Source organism: Streptomyces sp. NPDC092369 (assembly GCF_044755245.1).
Lineage (GTDB): Bacteria > Actinomycetota > Actinomycetes > Streptomycetales > Streptomycetaceae > Streptomyces.
Genome location: NZ_JBIVQP010000013.1, coordinates 12,774 through 27,721, shown reverse-complemented (window position 1 = coordinate 27,721; position 14,948 = coordinate 12,774). Strand labels below are relative to the sequence as shown.

14 protein-coding genes are annotated in these 14,948 nt (G+C 72.4%); 8 read left to right on the top strand and 6 right to left on the bottom strand.

What is annotated here, in order from left to right; translation table 11 throughout:
* The first annotated feature begins 97 nt into the window (after nt 1-97).
* Nucleotides 98-472, top strand: a complete 375-nt coding sequence (locus ACIQI8_RS44820; protein WP_123997328.1) for a helix-turn-helix transcriptional regulator — start codon at nt 98-100, stop codon at nt 470-472.
* Between the two features lie 220 nt (nt 473-692).
* On the top strand, nt 693-968 hold the full coding sequence (locus tag ACIQI8_RS44815; RefSeq protein ID WP_402364981.1) for a hypothetical protein: 276 nt from the start codon (nt 693-695) through the stop codon (nt 966-968).
* On the opposite strand, the gene ACIQI8_RS44810 is transcribed toward ACIQI8_RS44815, so the two are convergent.
* The 3 genes from ACIQI8_RS44810 to ACIQI8_RS44800 all read right to left on the bottom strand — a co-directional run bounded on the left by ACIQI8_RS44810 (nt 919) and on the right by ACIQI8_RS44800 (nt 7,702).
* Entirely contained in the window at nt 919-1,683 is a 765-nt protein-coding gene (locus ACIQI8_RS44810; RefSeq protein ID WP_402364978.1) for an SDR family NAD(P)-dependent oxidoreductase, read from the bottom strand. The two genes, ACIQI8_RS44815 and ACIQI8_RS44810, sit on opposite strands and share 50 nt — an antisense overlap.
* A gap of 32 nt (nt 1,684-1,715) precedes the next feature.
* Nucleotides 1,716-2,552: an Fpg/Nei family DNA glycosylase gene (locus ACIQI8_RS44805; RefSeq protein ID WP_402364975.1), complete on the bottom strand. Its 837-nt coding sequence runs from the start codon at nt 2,550-2,552 to the stop codon at nt 1,716-1,718.
* Between the two features lie 104 nt (nt 2,553-2,656).
* On the bottom strand, nt 2,657-7,702 hold the full coding sequence (locus ACIQI8_RS44800) for an ATP-dependent helicase (protein ID WP_402364972.1): 5,046 nt from the start codon (nt 7,700-7,702) through the stop codon (nt 2,657-2,659).
* A gap of 94 nt (nt 7,703-7,796) precedes the next feature.
* Here ACIQI8_RS44800 and ACIQI8_RS44795 point away from each other — a divergent pair, with 94 nt between their 5' ends.
* From ACIQI8_RS44795 to ACIQI8_RS44785, 3 genes are read left to right on the top strand one after another with little or no spacing between them, the layout of a single operon-like run.
* The gene (locus ACIQI8_RS44795; RefSeq protein ID WP_402364969.1) at nt 7,797-8,657 is read left to right on the top strand and encodes an AraC family transcriptional regulator; all 861 of its coding nucleotides are present in this window, start codon (nt 7,797-7,799) and stop codon (nt 8,655-8,657) included.
* 2 nt (nt 8,658-8,659) lie between these two features.
* Nucleotides 8,660-9,430 carry an AzlC family ABC transporter permease gene (locus ACIQI8_RS44790; RefSeq protein ID WP_402364966.1) on the top strand — a complete coding sequence of 257 codons (771 nt, stop codon included), beginning with the start codon at nt 8,660-8,662 and terminating at the stop codon, nt 9,428-9,430.
* A complete protein-coding gene (locus tag ACIQI8_RS44785; RefSeq protein ID WP_402364963.1) occupies nt 9,427-9,735 on the top strand; it encodes an AzlD domain-containing protein in 309 nt (102 codons plus the stop codon). The genes ACIQI8_RS44790 and ACIQI8_RS44785 overlap by 4 nt, the downstream gene beginning before the upstream one ends.
* Nucleotides 9,736-9,746: 11 nt before the next feature.
* Here ACIQI8_RS44785 and ACIQI8_RS44780 read toward each other — a convergent pair whose 3' ends face one another.
* Nucleotides 9,747-10,691: a hypothetical protein gene (locus tag ACIQI8_RS44780; protein ID WP_402364960.1), complete on the bottom strand. Its 945-nt coding sequence runs from the start codon at nt 10,689-10,691 to the stop codon at nt 9,747-9,749.
* An 80-nt stretch (nt 10,692-10,771) separates the two neighbouring features.
* On the opposite strand from ACIQI8_RS44780, the gene ACIQI8_RS44775 reads away from it, so the two are divergent.
* Nucleotides 10,772-10,966 (top strand): DUF3046 domain-containing protein, encoded by a 195-nt coding sequence (locus tag ACIQI8_RS44775; protein ID WP_123997319.1) that lies wholly within the window; start codon nt 10,772-10,774, stop codon nt 10,964-10,966.
* Nucleotides 10,967-11,026: 60 nt separating this feature from the next.
* The gene (locus tag ACIQI8_RS44770) at nt 11,027-12,310 is read left to right on the top strand and encodes an AI-2E family transporter (RefSeq protein ID WP_402364956.1); all 1,284 of its coding nucleotides are present in this window, start codon (nt 11,027-11,029) and stop codon (nt 12,308-12,310) included.
* 54 nt (nt 12,311-12,364) lie between these two features.
* Here ACIQI8_RS44770 and ACIQI8_RS44765 read toward each other — a convergent pair whose 3' ends face one another.
* Nucleotides 12,365-13,201, bottom strand: coding sequence for a hypothetical protein (locus tag ACIQI8_RS44765; protein WP_402364953.1), 837 nt, complete (start codon nt 13,199-13,201; stop codon nt 12,365-12,367).
* Nucleotides 13,198-13,413: a hypothetical protein gene (locus ACIQI8_RS44760; protein WP_402364950.1), complete on the bottom strand. Its 216-nt coding sequence runs from the start codon at nt 13,411-13,413 to the stop codon at nt 13,198-13,200. The genes ACIQI8_RS44765 and ACIQI8_RS44760 overlap by 4 nt, the downstream gene beginning before the upstream one ends.
* A gap of 400 nt (nt 13,414-13,813) precedes the next feature.
* On the opposite strand from ACIQI8_RS44760, the gene recA reads away from it, so the two are divergent.
* Nucleotides 13,814-14,947 (top strand): recombinase RecA, encoded by a 1,134-nt coding sequence (recA, locus tag ACIQI8_RS44755; RefSeq protein ID WP_402364947.1) that lies wholly within the window; start codon nt 13,814-13,816, stop codon nt 14,945-14,947.
* Nucleotide 14,948 lies beyond the last annotated feature (1 nt).

Genomic DNA, 14,948 nt, shown 5'->3' with positions numbered 1-14,948 from the left:
TGAGTGAACACGACATCGCTCCCCGCACGGCCGCGGCGCAAGGCGGTACGGTGGGGCGTGAAGGATGCGGCTACGCGGTCCGAGGAGGGAGCCACCGATGATTCTGCTCCGTCGCCTGCTGGGTGACGTGCTGCGTCGGCAGCGCCAGCGCCAGGGCCGTACTCTGCGCGAAGTCTCCTCGTCCGCCCGAGTCTCACTCGGCTATCTCTCCGAGGTGGAGCGGGGGCAGAAGGAGGCATCTTCCGAGCTGCTCTCCGCCATCTGCGACGCGTTGGACGTACGGATGTCCGAACTCATGCGGGAAGTGAGCGACGAGCTCGCTCTCGCCGAACTGGCCCGGTCCGCCGCGGCCCCCGAGCCCGTACCCACGCCGGTTCGCCCGAGGCTGGGTTCCGTATCGGTGGCCGGTGTGCCACCGGAGCGGGTGACCATCAAGGCGCCCGCCGAGGCGGTCGACGTCGTCGCCGCGTGACGCTCACGCCGGTGTGCGGCTGATCAGGCGCTGACCGGCGTCGAAGATGTGTACGAGCCCCGGGTCGGGGTCTCTGCCAGGTGACTGGAGAGGCGCCGACCGGGGCTTTCGTGCATCGTGGGTACGGGTCCGAGTGCATCCGTGTGCCGCCGGTGCGCCCTCCATGTGGCGGGTGAGGCGCCCCTGGCGTCGGGGTGTCCGGCTGAAGGTGGTGGAGTCCATGGCACGGCCGATAGTGCGCTGGGGGGCGATGGCCGGGCTCGGCGCGCTGTGGTGGTGGGCCGTGCTGCGGCTCGCGCTGGCGCCCGGTGCCGGGGTGCTGGAAGGTGCGGTCGCCGCCGGCGGGTGGGGGCTGAGTCTGCTGCCGGTGCACTGTGTGCCGAAGGCGCGGGCCGCGGGGGCGCTCGGGGCGGGCCGGTGGCGGGCGGCCTGGCGGGGTGCTCGGGTCACCACGGCATCGCCACTCCGCCGTTCGGACGCAAGATCTGGCCCGTAGTGAAGGCCGACGCGTCACAGGCCAGGTAGAGCACCGTGTGCGCGACGTCCTCCGCCTCGCCGACCCGGCCGAGCGGCGCCATCCGGGCCATCACGGCCTCGGTCTGTGCCTGTTCCTCGGCTTCGTGGCGCGCGGTCATCGGGGTGCGGATGAAGCCCGGCGCGACCGCGTTGACGCGGATGCCGTGCCGGCCGACCTCGTTCGCGAGCGTCTTCGTCAGCTGGACCACGGCCGCCTTGGCCGCGCCGTAGCAGAGCAGGCCGGGGCGGCCGGTGTCGACGGCGCCCGAGGCCATGGTGACGATGCTGCCGCCGTTCTTCCCGTCGAGCATCCGGCGGGCCGCCTCCTGGCAGGCGTGGAGCACGCCCTTGAAATTGACGGCGAGGACGCGGTCGAGGTCCTCGTCCAGGGTCTCCAGGACCGAGCTGCTGTGCATGATCCCGGCGATCGCGGCCATCACGTCCAGCCGCTCGCAGGACTCGACGGCCTGCCGCAGCTGTGCCCGGTCGGTGACGTCGAGGTGGTGGGTGCGGGCGCTGCCGCCGGCGTCCTTGATCAGGGTCGCCGTCTCGTGCAGGCCGTGTTCGTCGCGGTCGGCGCAGTGGACGGTGGCGCCCGCCTCGGCGAGCAGCAGGGCCGAGGCGCGGCCGATACCGCCGGCGGCCCCGGTGACGAATGCGGTGCGTCCGGTGAGGTCGTACGCCGTGAGGGGCATGAAGGGACGGTACGAGGGTTTCTGACGGGTCGTCAATTGGCTGTGCGGCGTGGAGTTCCGCGGGACGCGGTGGCGGTCGGCGCCGGGCCGGTCTGGCACGTGGGGCACCAGTAGGTCGGGCGTTCGCGGGAGCCGTCGCCCTGGTCGGCCACGCGGACCGAGGTCCGGCAGTGCAGACAGGGGCGGGGTGCGCGGCCGTACACGAACAGGTCCTGGCCGCGGCGGCCCGTCGTGCTGCGGACCGGGCGGTCGCGGTTGATCTCGAGCAGTTTCTTGGCGAGCGCCGGGAGCTTCGCCGCGCGGTCGGCGGGCAGCGCGCCGATGGGCAGCCAGGGGGTGGCGCCGAGCAGGAAGCAGAGCTCGCTCTTGTAGATGTTGCCGATGCCGGCGAGGTTGCGCTGGTCGAGGAGGGCCTCGCCGAGGGGGCGGGCGGGGTCCGCGAGGAGGTTGGCGAGGGCCAGGTCGGGGTCCCAGCCGGGACCGAGGAGGTCGGGACCCAGGTGGCCGACGGCGCGCTGTTCGTCGGCGGTCCGCAGGAGTTCCAGGACGGGCAGGCGGTAGCCGACGGCGGTGTTCTCGGCGGTGCCGAGGATCACGCGGATCTGGTGGGCGGGGCCGCCGCTCCAGCGCCGCCCGTTCTCGTAGACCTTCCAGGAGCCGTCCATCCGCAGGTGCGTGTGGAGGGTCAGGCCGCCTTCGACGCGGGTGAGGAGGTGTTTGCCGCGCGGGGTGACGTCCAGGACCGTGCGGCCCGTGAGATCGGCTGTGGCGTACTTGGGGACGCGGAGGTCGCTACGGGTCAGCACCTTGCCCGCGAGGGCGCTGTGCAGCCGCCTCGCGGTCTGCCAGACCGTGTCTCCTTCGGGCATGGGTCAAGGGTGGCACGGGAGCGCGGTGACGGGAGGAGGGGCGCTCATGCGCGGAGGCGCAGGGGCGCTCACGCGCGCGGGCGCGGGCGCGGGCGCGAGGATGATCACGCTCGTAGGCGCAGGCCGCGTGGGGTGGCGATGAAGCCGGCTCCTTCCAGGAGGGTGCCGATGGGGGAGGTGAGGGCGGAGGCGCCGTTGACGCGTTCCACGGTGACGGTGCCCAGGGAGCCCGCGCGGGCGGCCGCGGCCAGGGCTGTCGCGGCCTGCTGCAGGCGTGGGTCCTCGGTGGCCGTGCCGTCCGGTTCGGTGGGCCAGGCCAGCAGGGTCTTGCCGCCGCGCTCCATGTAGAGCGTCAGCTCACCGTCGACCAGGACGACCAGGGAACCCGCCTTGCGGCCCGGCTTGTGGCCCGCGCCGGTCGGGGGCTCGGGCCAGGGGAGGGCCGCGCCGTACGCGTTCGCCGGGTCGGCGGCGGCCAGGACGACGGCCCGGGAGTCGGGGGCCGGGCGGGAGCGGTGGCCGGGGAAGGCGGATGCGCCGGCGCCTGGGCCGTAGGAGCCGTGGGAGTCGTACGGAGAGCTGGTACCGCCTCGTGGGCCGCCCGCGCCGGGGGAGGCCAGGTCGCGGGGGGAGACGTACTCGTCGCGGGACCTGGGGGTGGCGGTGGGCGTGGGCGGGAAGGTGAAGTCGCCGTCGAAGCCGTCCCCGCGGCCGTCCTTGGAGCCGCTGAAACCGTCGCTGAAGCCGTCGTCGAGGTCGGAGAGGTCGAAGGCGGCGTCCTTCGCGTCGAAGGGCAGGGCGAAGCCGTCCGACTGCGGTGACTGTGGTGACGGCAGCGACGGCGGCCAGTCCGGGGAAGGGAAATCGTCGGCGATGGGACGGGGTGGCACGGGCTCGCCCCGGTCGCGGGCGTTCGACACCGCGCGGAGGCGGTCCACCGCGCCGTCCATCGCGAACTGGGCCGCGCCCAGCCCCTCCACCACGTAGCCGCGCCGGGCCTGACCGCTCTCCTCGAAGACGGACAGGATGCGGTACGTCGCCGAGAAGCCGCCCTCGACGCCCTCCGCGGCGACGGCGCCCCGGGTGACCACGCCGTGCCGGTCGAGGAGGGTGCGGGCCAGGGCGTGGGCGCGGACCGTCGGGTCGGCGTCGCGCGCGGGGAGCAGGGACCAGCGGCCGGCCACCGTGGGCGGGCCGCTGCGGGAGGCGGGGCGGGCGGCGGCGGTCAGCGAGCCGTACCGGCCGCGCGGGACCGTGCGCTTGGCGCGGTGGGCCGTGGAGCCGGCGGTGCGGCCCGAGCCCAGCAGGGAGCGCATGGGCGCCAGCGTGTCGTTCGTGAGCCGTCCGGACCAGGCCAGGTCCCAAAGGGCGTCCGCGAGGTGGGGATCGGTGACGTCCGGGTGGGTCGTCGCGCGGACCTGGTCGGCGATCTGGCGGAAGAACAGGCCGTAGCCGCCGGAGAGGATGTCCAGGACGGACTGGTGCAGTGCCGTCAGCTCCAGGGGGTGGGGCGGCGGGAGGAGCAGCGGGGCCGCGTCCGCCACGTACAGGGAGACCCAGCCGTCCTTGCCGGGGAGGGCGCCGGCGCCGGCCCAGACGACCTCGCCCGCGGCGGTCAGCTCGTCCAGCATCGCGGGCGTGTAGTTCCCGACGCGGGACGGGAGGACCAGCTTCTCCAGGGCGGAGGCGGGCACGGAGGCGCCCTGCAACTGCTCGATCGCGCGCACCAGTCCGTCGATGCCGCGCAGCCCGTGTCCCTTGCCGATGTGCTGCCACTGCGGGAGGAACTGGGCGAGCGCGGCGGGTGCCACCGGCTCCAGCTCGTGCCGCAGCGCGGCCAGTGAGCGGCGGCGCAGGCGGCGCAGCACGGTGGCGTCGCACCACTCCTGGCCGATGCCTGCCGGATGGAACTCGCCCTGGACGACCCGGCCGGCCGCGGCCAGCCGCTGGAGGGCGCCGTCGGTGACCGCCACGCCCAGTCCGAAGCGGGCCGCGGCGGTGGCCGACGTGAACGGGCCGTGGGTGCGCGCGTGCCGGGCGAGGAGGTCGCCGAGGGGGTCCTTGACCGGTTCCATGAAGGCTTCCGGGACGCCGACCGGCAGCGCCGTGCCGAGGGCGTCGCGCAGGCGGCCCGCGTCCTCGATCGCCGCCCAGTGTTCGGTGCCGGCGATCCGGACCTTGATCACTCGGCGGGCGCCGGCCAACTCCCGGGCCCACTGCGGCTCGGCGCCCCGCTCGGCCAACTCGGCGTCCGTCAGGGGGCCGAGCATCCGGAGCAGGTCGGCGACGCCCTCGGCGTCCTTGATGCGCCGGTCCTCGGTGAGCCACTGGAGCTCGCGCTCCAGCTCGGTCAGCACCTCGGCGTCCAGCAGCTCGCGCAGTTCCGCCTGGCCCAGCAGCTCGGCCAGCAGCCGGGAGTCCAGCGACAGGGCGGCGGCGCGGCGCTCGGCGAGCGGCGAGTCGCCCTCGTACAGGAACTGGGCGACGTATCCGAAGAGGAGGGAGCGGGCGAAGGGGGACGGTTCGGGGGTGGTGACCTCGACCAGGCGTACCTTGCGGGACTCCAGGTCACCCATCAGCTCGACGAGACCGGGGACGTCGAAGACGTCCTGGAGGCACTCGCGGACCGCTTCCAGGACGATCGGGAACGAGCCGAACTCGCTTGCCACCTGGAGGAGTTGGGAGGCGCGCTGGCGCTGCTGCCACAGTGGGGTGCGCTTGCCGGGGCTGCGGCGCGGGAGCAGCAACGCGCGCGCGGCGCACTCGCGGAAGCGGGCCGCGAACAGGGCCGAGCCGCCGACCTGGTCGGTGACGATCTGGTCGACCTCGCCCTTGTCGAAGACGACGTCCGCGGCGCCGACGGGGGCCTGTTCGGCGTCGTACTCCGTGCCGACTTTCATGGGCTCCTGGTCGAGGAGGTCCAGGCTCATCAGGTCGGCGTCCGGCAGGCGCAGGACGATGCCGTCGTCGGCGTGCATGACCTGGGCGTCCATGCCGTAGCGCTCGGAGAGCTTGGCGCCGAGGGCGAGGGCCCAGGGGGCGTGGACCTGGGCGCCGAAGGGGGAGTGCACGACGACGCGCCAGTCGCCCAGCTCGTCGCGGAAGCGCTCGACGACGATCGTGCGGTCGTCCGGGATGTGGCCGCAGGCCTCGCGCTGCTCGTCGAGGTACGCGATGACGTTGTCCGACGCCCAGGTGTCCAGGCCCGCGGCGAGGAGGCGCAGGCGGGCGTCCTCCTTGGGCAGGGAGCCGACCTCGCGCAGGAACTGGCCCACCGCGCGGCCCAGTTCGAGGGGGCGGCCGAGCTGGTCGCCCTTCCAGAAGGGGAGCCGGCCCGGTACTCCGGGTGCGGGGGAGACCAGGACGCGGTCGCGGGTGATGTCCTCGATGCGCCAGGAGCTGGTGCCGAGGGTGAAGACGTCGCCCACGCGCGACTCGTAGACCATCTCCTCGTCGAGCTCGCCGACCCGGCCGCCGCCCTTCTTGGGGTCCGAGCCGGCCAGGAAGACGCCGAACAGGCCGCGGTCCGGGATCGTGCCCCCGGAGGTCACCGCGAGCCGCTGGGCGCCGGGGCGGCCGGTGACCGTGCCGGCGACGCGGTCCCACACCACGCGCGGGCGCAGCTCTGCGAACGCGTCGGACGGATAGCGGCCCGCGAGCATGTCCAGTACGGCGGTGAAGGCGGACTCGGGGAGCGAGGCGAAGGGCGCGGCGCGGCGGACCGTGGCGAGCAGGTCGTCGACCTGCCAGGTGTCCAGGGCGGTCATCGCGACGAGCTGCTGGGCCAGGACGTCCAGCGGGTTGGCGGGGACCCTCAGGGACTCGATGGAGCCGGTGCGCATGCGCTCGGTGACGACGGCGGCCTGGACGAGGTCGCCGCGGTACTTCGGGAAGACCACGCCGGTGGAGACCGCGCCGACCTGGTGGCCCGCTCGCCCCACGCGCTGGAGGCCGGAGGCGACCGAGGGCGGCGACTCGACCTGGATCACCAGATCCACGGCGCCCATGTCGATGCCCAGTTCGAGGCTGGAGGTGGCGACCACGGCCGGGAGACGGCCCGCCTTGAGGTCCTCCTCGACCAGGGCACGCTGCTCCTTGGAGACCGAGCCGTGGTGGGCGCGCGCGATGACGGGCGGGGCGCCCTGGGCCGCGCCCGAGCCGCCCATCAGCTCGGCGGGGGAGTGGTGCTCGTCCAGGGGCTCGCCGGTGGCTCGCTCGTACGCGATCTCGTTGAGGCGGTTGCACAGGCGTTCCGCCAGGCGGCGGGAGTTCGCGAAGACGATCGTCGAGCGGTGGGCCTGGACCAGGTCGGTGATGCGCTCCTCGACGTGCGGCCAGATCGAGGGGCGTTCCGCCGCCCCGGAATTGTCGGAGGCGTCGGCCACCGGGGAGCCGCCCAGTTCGCCCAGGTCCTCGACCGGGACGACCACCGAGAGGTCGAACTCCTTGCCCGACTTCGGCTGGACGATCTCCACCTTGCGGCGGGGGGAGAGATAGCGGGCGACCTCGTCCACCGGGCGGACCGTCGCCGACAGGCCGATGCGGCGGGCCGGCTTCGGGAGGATCTCGTCCAGGCGCTCCAGGGTGAGGGCCAGGTGGGCGCCGCGCTTGGTGCCGGCCACCGCGTGGACCTCGTCCAGGATCACCGTCTCGATGCCGGTCAGCGCGTCGCGGGTGGCCGACGTCAGCATCAGGAACAGGGATTCCGGGGTGGTGATCAGGATGTCCGGGGGGCGGGTGGCCAGGGAGCGGCGCTCGGCGGGCGGGGTGTCGCCGGAGCGGATGCCGACCTTGACCTCCGGCTCGGGCAGGCCCAGGCGTACGGATTCCTGGCGGATGCCGGTCAAGGGGCTGCGGAGGTTGCGCTCCACGTCCACCGCGAGGGCCTTGAGGGGGGAGACGTACAGGACGCGGCAGCGTTTCCTGGGGTCGGCCGGCGGGGGTGTGGAGGTCAGCTGGTCCAGGGCGGCCAGGAAGGCGGCGAGGGTCTTGCCGGAGCCGGTGGGGGCCACGACCAGCACGTCCGAGCCTTCCTGGATGGCCTGCCACGCGCCCACCTGGGCCGCGGTGGGCGCGTCGAAGGCCCCCGTGAACCAGCCGCGGGTCGCGGGGGAGAAGCCGTCCAGGGCTCGGTGTGCGGAACTGACCATGCGTCCATCCTGCACCCAGGGACTGACAATGCCTCTGAACAGGGGAAACGCGTCCGGGAACGGTGGGGTCGGGCGGTGGGCGGAGAATGGGGGCATGGCTGGATCGGGTGAGGTGGCGCGGCACTGGCGGTACGGCGAGTTGCCCGGTGTCGATCTGCTGCGGGCCCGGTATGTGCGCAAGACCTTCGTGCGGCACACGCATGAGCACTTCGTGATCGCTGCCATCGCGGACGGGGTGGAGGTCTTCCATCACGGTGGGGGCGATGTGTCGGCGGGCGCCGGGGCGCTCGCGTTGGTCAATCCTGATACGACCCACACCGGGCGGGCGGGGGTGCCCGAGGGGTGGCGGTACGGGGCTGTCTATCCGTCGCCCGAGGTGGTGGGCGCGATCGCGGCCGAGACGACCTCGCTGCGGGGTACGCCTGGCTTCGTTCGGCCTGTGCTCGATGATCCGTATGCCGTGGGGCTGGTGCATCAGGTGCTGCGGGCCGCCGATGAGGGCAATGCGCTTGCCGCCGACACGCTTCTTCGGGTCGCTGTGACCCGGTTGTTGCGGTTGAACGGCGGGGCCTTGCCGCAGCGGGAGGTGCGGTCGGCGGGGGCTCGGGTCGCCGTACGCGCGCGTGCCGTTCTGGAGGAGCGGATGGTGGAGCCGCCCACATTGGAGGGGCTGGCGGGGGAGTTGGGGGTCGGGCCGTTCTCCCTGTTGCGGGCGTTTCGGGATGTCTACGGGATGCCGCCGCATGCCTGGCTGACGGATGCCCGGGTGCGGCGGGCGCGGCGACTGCTGGATGCGGGGACGGTGCCCTCGGAGGCGGCCGTCGCCGTGGGGTTCACGGATCAGCCGCACCTGAACCGGCATTTCGCGCGGATCGTCGGGGTGCCGCCCGGCGCCTATCAGCGGGAGCGCAAGAACGTACAAGACGCGGGCGGGCCGCTGCTCCTACGGTCATAGGCGTGCCAGAACAGACAGCTTCCGTAGACATACGTTCGAAAGAGGGAGGGAAGCCGGATGCGGCCGTCATTCGGGACGCCCTCGGGGTCGGCGTCGCCGTCGGGCTCTCCGGGTTCGCCTTCGGGGTGACCTCGGCCGGTAGTGGGCTCAGCGTGCTGCAGAGCTGTGCGCTGAGCCTGTTGGTCTTCACCGGTGCGTCGCAGTTCGCGCTCGTGGGGGCGCTCGCGGCCGGCGGGAATCCGTTCACGGCTGCCGCGGGTGCCTTCTTCCTGGGGGTGCGCAACGCGTTCTACGGGTTGCGGCTGTCGCAGTTGCTGGCTCTGCCGCGTGTGGTGCGGCCCTTTGCCGCTCAGTGGGTCATCGACGAGACGACCGCCGTCGCGCTGGCGCAGCCCACGCGGCGTGCTGTGCGGATCGGGTTCGGCGTCACCGGGCTCACCCTGTATGTGCTGTGGAACCTGACCACCCTGGTGGGCGCGCTGGGGGCCGAGGCCATCGGGGACACCGATGCGTGGGGGCTCGATGCTGCCGGGCCCGCTGTCTTTCTGGCCCTTCTCGCGCCGATGCTTACCTCTGCCACGGAGCGTGCCGTGGCCGGGCTCGCCGTGTTGCTGGGGCTCGGGCTGCTGCCCGTGCTGCCGGCCGGGGTGCCCGTCCTGGTGGCCGCGCTCGCCGCGCCGGTCGCCCTCTTTGTGAAGGGGTCTGTGCAGCGGCGCCGCGGTGGTCGCGTGCGTGGTGAAGACGCGAACGACGTGTCAGGGGGAGAGCGTTGAACACCTGGATCGCGATCGGTGCGACCGCACTGGGCTGCTATGCCGTCAAGCTGGCCGGGCTGCTCGTGCCCGCGGGCGCTCTGGAGCGGCCGCTCGTCAGGCGGCTGGCGGCGCTGTTGCCGGTGGCTCTGCTCGCCGCGCTCACGGCCCAGCAGACCTTCGCCGACGGGCACGCCCTGGTGCTCGACGCGCGGGCCGCGGGGGTGGCCGCGGCCGGCCTGGCGCTGGTGCTGCGTGCTCCGTTCCTGGTCGTTGTGGCGGTGGCCGTCGCGGTGACGGCGGGCGTACGGGCTGTGGGCGGGTGAGAGGCCCGGCGTCAGCCGATGGGGCGGCCGTGTGCCCTCAGGGTGCGTAGTGCCTCGATCGTCACCATGGGGCGAGCCTCGAAGGCGACCACCGGTGTCCACTGACGCCAGCGGACGGGCCAGCCGCCGTCCTCCTGCTGGGTGGCGGCGAGGTGGTCCAGGGAGCGGGTCATCTCCTCGTCCGTGAACCACGCGCGCGCGAGGGAGCTCGGGGTCCTCGCGTAGTCGTGCGGGAAGTGGTGCTCGCCGGGGGCGTAGCCGGGCGCGACCGGATACTCGTCGAGGCGGTCCGGGTCCAGCGCCGCGAGCCGGTGGTCGCGCACCAGGCGGCCGAGGCGGTCGGCGGCGGCCTCCGCGCGCGGGCGGTCGGGAGCGGAGTCCAGGAAGGCCACGGCGGCCTCGACCTCGTAGGGATGGGACTTCTCCAGGGACTCGACCGCCTGCCAGCAGAAGTCCGTGGCCCGGAACAGCCAGGCGTGCCACACCTCGTTGCGGTGCAGCAGGCCCACCACCGGCCCCGTGGCGAGGAGTTCGCTCGGCGGGTCGGCCACGATCGGCACGAAGGGGGCCGCCGGATAGCCACGCTGGCTGGGATGGACCGCCGGCAGCGCGCCGTCCGACGTGGAGACCGAGGTCAGATAGCGGCACACGCGCTCCACCCGCTGGCCGCCGCAGCGCCCGATCCAGTCCAGGACACGCAGCGCGTGAGCGGTGTGCAGCGGCTGGCTGACCGGACCGCGCAGATCGGGCTCCAGCGCGTGACCGTACCCGCCGTCCTCGTTGCGGTAGGCGTCCAGCGCGGTCTCCACCGGATCCGCGCCGCCGTTGAGGAAGTCGTGCGCGAAGAGGTGCTGTTCCAGCACGCGCGCGGTGAGCCACACGAAGTGCTCGGCGCGGAAGAGCGGGGAGCGCGCCGGGGGCGTGGCAGGGAGTGGGGAAGCTCCTGTTTCGGACATGCGTCAGACCGTAGGACGGAAAGCGGTCTCGGCAAGGGGTCCCGGCTCAGGCCCACTCTCAGGGGCGGGATACTGGAGTCATGCGGTTGACGGTCTTCTGGGAGCGGATGACGGATCATTTCGGTCCGGGATACGCCGACACCTTCGCGCGCGACCACGTGATGACGGAGCTCGGCGGGCGCACGGTGCACGAGGCGCTGGACTCGGGCTGGGCGGCCAAGGACGTGTGGCGTGTGGTCTGCACGGTCATGGACGTTCCGGGAGAAAAGCGCTGACCTGTCACGAAGATCGCAGGACGGCAGCCGATTGTCGGTCCCGTGGGCGAGACTGGCACCGTGGCACCCACTGACGAGACCGGGCAGGTCGCCCAGCACGCATCACCGTTCGGCACGACGCCGCCCGAGCGGCCCCCCGCCGACGGTCCGGGCACGCGCATGCCCCGCTGGCTGCCGCGTGCCGTGGTGCTCGTGCTCACCCTCTACGCCACGTTCCAGCTGGGCACTTGGGCCTTCCATCAGCTCACCGGCCTGCTGATCAACATCCTCATCGCGTTCTTCCTGGCCCTCGCCATCGAGCCCGCGGTGAGCTGGATGGCCTCGCGCGGCATGCGCCGCGGGCTGGCCACCGGTCTCGTCTTCCTCGGCGTGATGATCGCGGCGGCGGGCTTCGTCACCCTGCTCGGCTCCATGCTCGCGGGGCAGATCATCAAGATCGTCGAGGACTTCCCGGACTACCTCGACTCCGTCATCAACTGGGTCAACACCCACTTCAACACCGACCTGAAGCGGGTCGACGTCCAGGAGGGCCTCCTCCGCTCCGACTGGCTGCGCAACTACGTGCAGAACAGCGCCACCGGTGTGCTCGACGTGTCCGCCCAGGTCCTCGGCGGCCTCTTCCAGTTGCTGACGATCACACTGTTCTCGTTCTACTTCGCCGCGGACGGCCCGCGACTGCGCCGCGCGATCTGCTCCGTACTGCCGCCCGCGCGCCAGGCCGAGGTGCTGCGCGCCTGGGAGATCGCCGTCGACAAGACCGGCGGCTACATCTACTCGCGCGGTCTGATGGCACTCATCTCCGGCATCGCGCACTACATCCTGCTGGAGGCCCTGGGCGTGCCCTACGCGCCCGTGCTCGCCGTCTGGGTGGGCCTGGTGTCGCAGTTCATCCCCACCATCGGCACGTATCTGGCGGGCGCGCTGCCGATGCTGATCGCTTTCACGGTCGATCCCTGGTACGCGCTGTGGGTGCTCGTCTTCGTCGTGATCTACCAGCAGTTCGAGAACTATGTGCTGCAGCCGAAGCTGACGTCCAAGACGGTCGACATCCACCCCGCCGTCGCCTTCGGATCGGTCATCGCCGGCACCGCGCTCCTCGGCGCGGTCGGCGCGCTGATCGCCATCCCCGCGGTCGCCACGCTGCAGGCATTCCTCGGGGCGTACGTGAAGCGGTACGCCGTCACGGACGACCCCCGTGTCCAGGGGCACCGGCGAGGTGGCTCGCCTCGATCGGGGCCCGGCCTGTTCACGCGCGCGCGGCTGTTGTGGGAACGGCGGCCGGGAGAGCGGGAGCAGAGCGGGGAGAGCCCTTCCGGAGACGGTGACGGAGGGGGTTCGTCATGAGGGACCCGCGGGTTCCGAGGCCCTGAGGAGTGGGCCGATCGGTGTGCGAGGCCGTCAGTACGTGAGCACGGCCCACACCCCGGCCCCGGCGACCGCCGCCACGTAGCAGCCGGTCGCCGTGGCCACGATCCGGCGGCGGGTCGGCTCGCTCCAGGACGTGTGCGACAGCAGCCAGGCCAGTGCCGGCAGGACCAGCACGGCGTGCAGGCTGACCCCGTGCAGGGGCTTGAGCGGGGCCGTCGAGTGGTAGGCGGCCTCCTGGTGGCCGGTACGGGTGAGGACGACACCGCGCGCGATCATCGCGGCGCCCGAGGCGAGCCCGACGAGCAGGATCGCGAAGCCGGACCGTACGGCGAGCGCCATCCCGGCGGGACCGGTGGGGCGGTGCCGGAACGAGGCGACCGCGAACACGGTGAGCAGCGCCACGAGAACGCCGCCGCCCACCGCGAGCGTCATCGACACCACGGTGTCGAAGGGCGTCTCCATGTCGAGGTGCGAGGGCACCCGGCGCCACGCCTGAACGGTGATGCCCCCGACCTCCACGACACAGTCGGCGGCGAACACGGTGAGCAGCAGGGCGCGCAGCCGCGGTCGGACGTACAGATACGACGTGACCCAGGTGATCGCGATCAGGGTCGCCCCGAAGGACAGCCCGAACGTCACCGGCTTGCGCCAGGAGACGGGTCCGTCCCAGGGGCCTCCGGCGACGGCGAACACCACCAGGTGCGCGAGCCCGGAGAGGACGAGGAGGAGACCGGTCGCGTGGCAGAGGCGCTCGGTGGGGTGGGTTCGGGGCAGCCGTCTCGTCGCGGCCGACAGCCGTGCCCCGGCCGCCGACAGCCGGACCCTGGCGGCCGATGGCTGTGCCGGGGTGGTGGACGGTGTCGTCATCGGGTCCGCAGCCGTGTCGGCGTGGCCGTGGCTCCGGCGAGGGCCGCGAGTTCGGCGACGGTCGGGACGGTGAGCACAGTGCCTCTCGGCGAGAGGCACTCACCGGTGTCCGGGGTCAGGAAGGCACCCGTGCCCGGCGGCACGGTGGGGCGGTCCGCGCCCACAGGGGAACGCCTCGTGCCGCCCGCTCGGGTGATGTTCTCGGTCTGCATGCGCCCAGCCTCGCGGGACGGCTCCACCCGGTCGTCGTCCCGCCGAAGACACCCGTCGTACGCCGACGGAAGTAGCCGCATGCCTTGCGGGAGCGGCCGTGCGCCTCGTGAAAGTCGCTGTGCGCGCAGGGGGAGGTGGCCGGAGTCCGTCGGGTCGGAGGGCCGCGAAACCAGTCACTGGGGTGCCGCGTGGTGCGCTTGACACAAAAATCGAACATCCATTCTTATGGGGGTTCCGGCGAGGTTCTCGACAGGGATCCCGACGGGGGTTTCGACACGCTTTCGATGCAGAAGTCCCCGAGTTATCCACAGGCTGGACGGGCGTCGGGACGCATTGTCAGTGGCAGGCGTTAGCGTCTTTGACGTGAAGCGATCGACTCAAGCAAATCGGGTGGAACCCATGGCAGGAACCGACCGCGAGAAGGCACTCGACGCCGCTCTCGCACAGATTGAACGGCAGTTCGGCAAGGGCGCGGTGATGCGCCTGGGGGAGCGACCGAACGAGCCCATCGAGGTCATCCCTACCGGGTCGACCGCACTCGACGTCGCCCTCGGTGTCGGCGGTCTGCCGCGCGGCCGAGTGGTGGAGGTCTACGGCCCGGAGTCCTCCGGCAAGACGACCCTGACCCTGCACGCGGTGGCGAACGCACAGCGGGCCGGTGGCCAGGTCGCGTTCGTGGACGCGGAGCACGCCCTCGACCCCGAGTACGCGAAGAAGCTCGGCGTCGACATCGACAACCTGATCCTCTCCCAGCCGGACAACGGTGAGCAGGCCCTGGAGATCGTGGACATGCTGGTCCGCTCCGGTGCCCTCGACCTCATCGTCATCGACTCCGTCGCGGCGCTCGTCCCGCGCGCGGAGATCGAGGGCGAGATGGGCGACAGCCACGTCGGTCTGCAGGCCCGCCTGATGAGCCAGGCGCTGCGGAAGATCACCAGCGCGCTCAACCAGTCCAAGACCACGGCGATCTTCATCAACCAGCTCCGCGAGAAGATCGGCGTGATGTTCGGCTCCCCGGAGACCACGACCGGTGGCCGGGCGCTGAAGTTCTACGCCTCGGTGCGGCTCGACATCCGTCGCATCGAGACCCTGAAGGACGGCACCGACGCGGTCGGCAACCGCACCCGCGTCAAGGTCGTCAAGAACAAGGTCGCGCCGCCCTTCAAGCAGGCCGAGTTCGACATCCTCTACGGCCACGGCATCAGCCGCGAGGGCGGCCTGATCGACATGGGCGTGGAGAACGGCTTCGTGCGCAAGGCCGGCGCCTGGTACACGTACGAGGGTGACCAGCTCGGCCAGGGCAAGGAGAACGCGCGCAACTTCCTGAAGGACAACCCCGACCTGGCCAACGAGATCGAGAAGAAGATCCTCGAGAAGCTGGGCGTCGGTGTGCGGCCGGAGGAGCCGACCGCGGCACCGGGTGCGGACGCCGCCACCGTCACCGCCGGTGCTCCCGCGGACGACGCCGCGAAGGTGCCCGCTCCCGCGGCCGCCAAGGCGGCGAAGGCCAAGGCTCCGGCCGCCAAGAGCTGAC

Bases quoted from the DNA above. Each gene is read 5' to 3' on its own strand.
- ACIQI8_RS44820 (WP_123997328.1), top strand. From the start codon at position 98: ATGATTCTGCTCCGTCGCCTGCTGGGTGACGTGCTGCGTCGGCAGCGC.
- ACIQI8_RS44815 (WP_402364981.1), top strand. From the start codon at position 693: ATGGCACGGCCGATAGTGCGCTGGGGGGCGATGGCCGGGCTCGGCGCG.
- ACIQI8_RS44810 (WP_402364978.1), bottom strand. From the start codon at position 1,683: ATGCCCCTCACGGCGTACGACCTCACCGGACGCACCGCATTCGTCACC.
- ACIQI8_RS44805 (WP_402364975.1), bottom strand. From the start codon at position 2,552: ATGCCCGAAGGAGACACGGTCTGGCAGACCGCGAGGCGGCTGCACAGC.
- ACIQI8_RS44800 (WP_402364972.1), bottom strand. From the start codon at position 7,702: ATGGTCAGTTCCGCACACCGAGCCCTGGACGGCTTCTCCCCCGCGACC.
- ACIQI8_RS44795 (WP_402364969.1), top strand. From the start codon at position 7,797: ATGGCTGGATCGGGTGAGGTGGCGCGGCACTGGCGGTACGGCGAGTTG.
- ACIQI8_RS44780 (WP_402364960.1), bottom strand. From the start codon at position 10,691: ATGTCCGAAACAGGAGCTTCCCCACTCCCTGCCACGCCCCCGGCGCGC.
- ACIQI8_RS44775 (WP_123997319.1), top strand. From the start codon at position 10,772: ATGCGGTTGACGGTCTTCTGGGAGCGGATGACGGATCATTTCGGTCCG.
- ACIQI8_RS44765 (WP_402364953.1), bottom strand. From the start codon at position 13,201: ATGACGACACCGTCCACCACCCCGGCACAGCCATCGGCCGCCAGGGTC.
- ACIQI8_RS44760 (WP_402364950.1), bottom strand. From the start codon at position 13,413: ATGCAGACCGAGAACATCACCCGAGCGGGCGGCACGAGGCGTTCCCCT.
- recA (WP_402364947.1), top strand. From the start codon at position 13,814: ATGGCAGGAACCGACCGCGAGAAGGCACTCGACGCCGCTCTCGCACAG.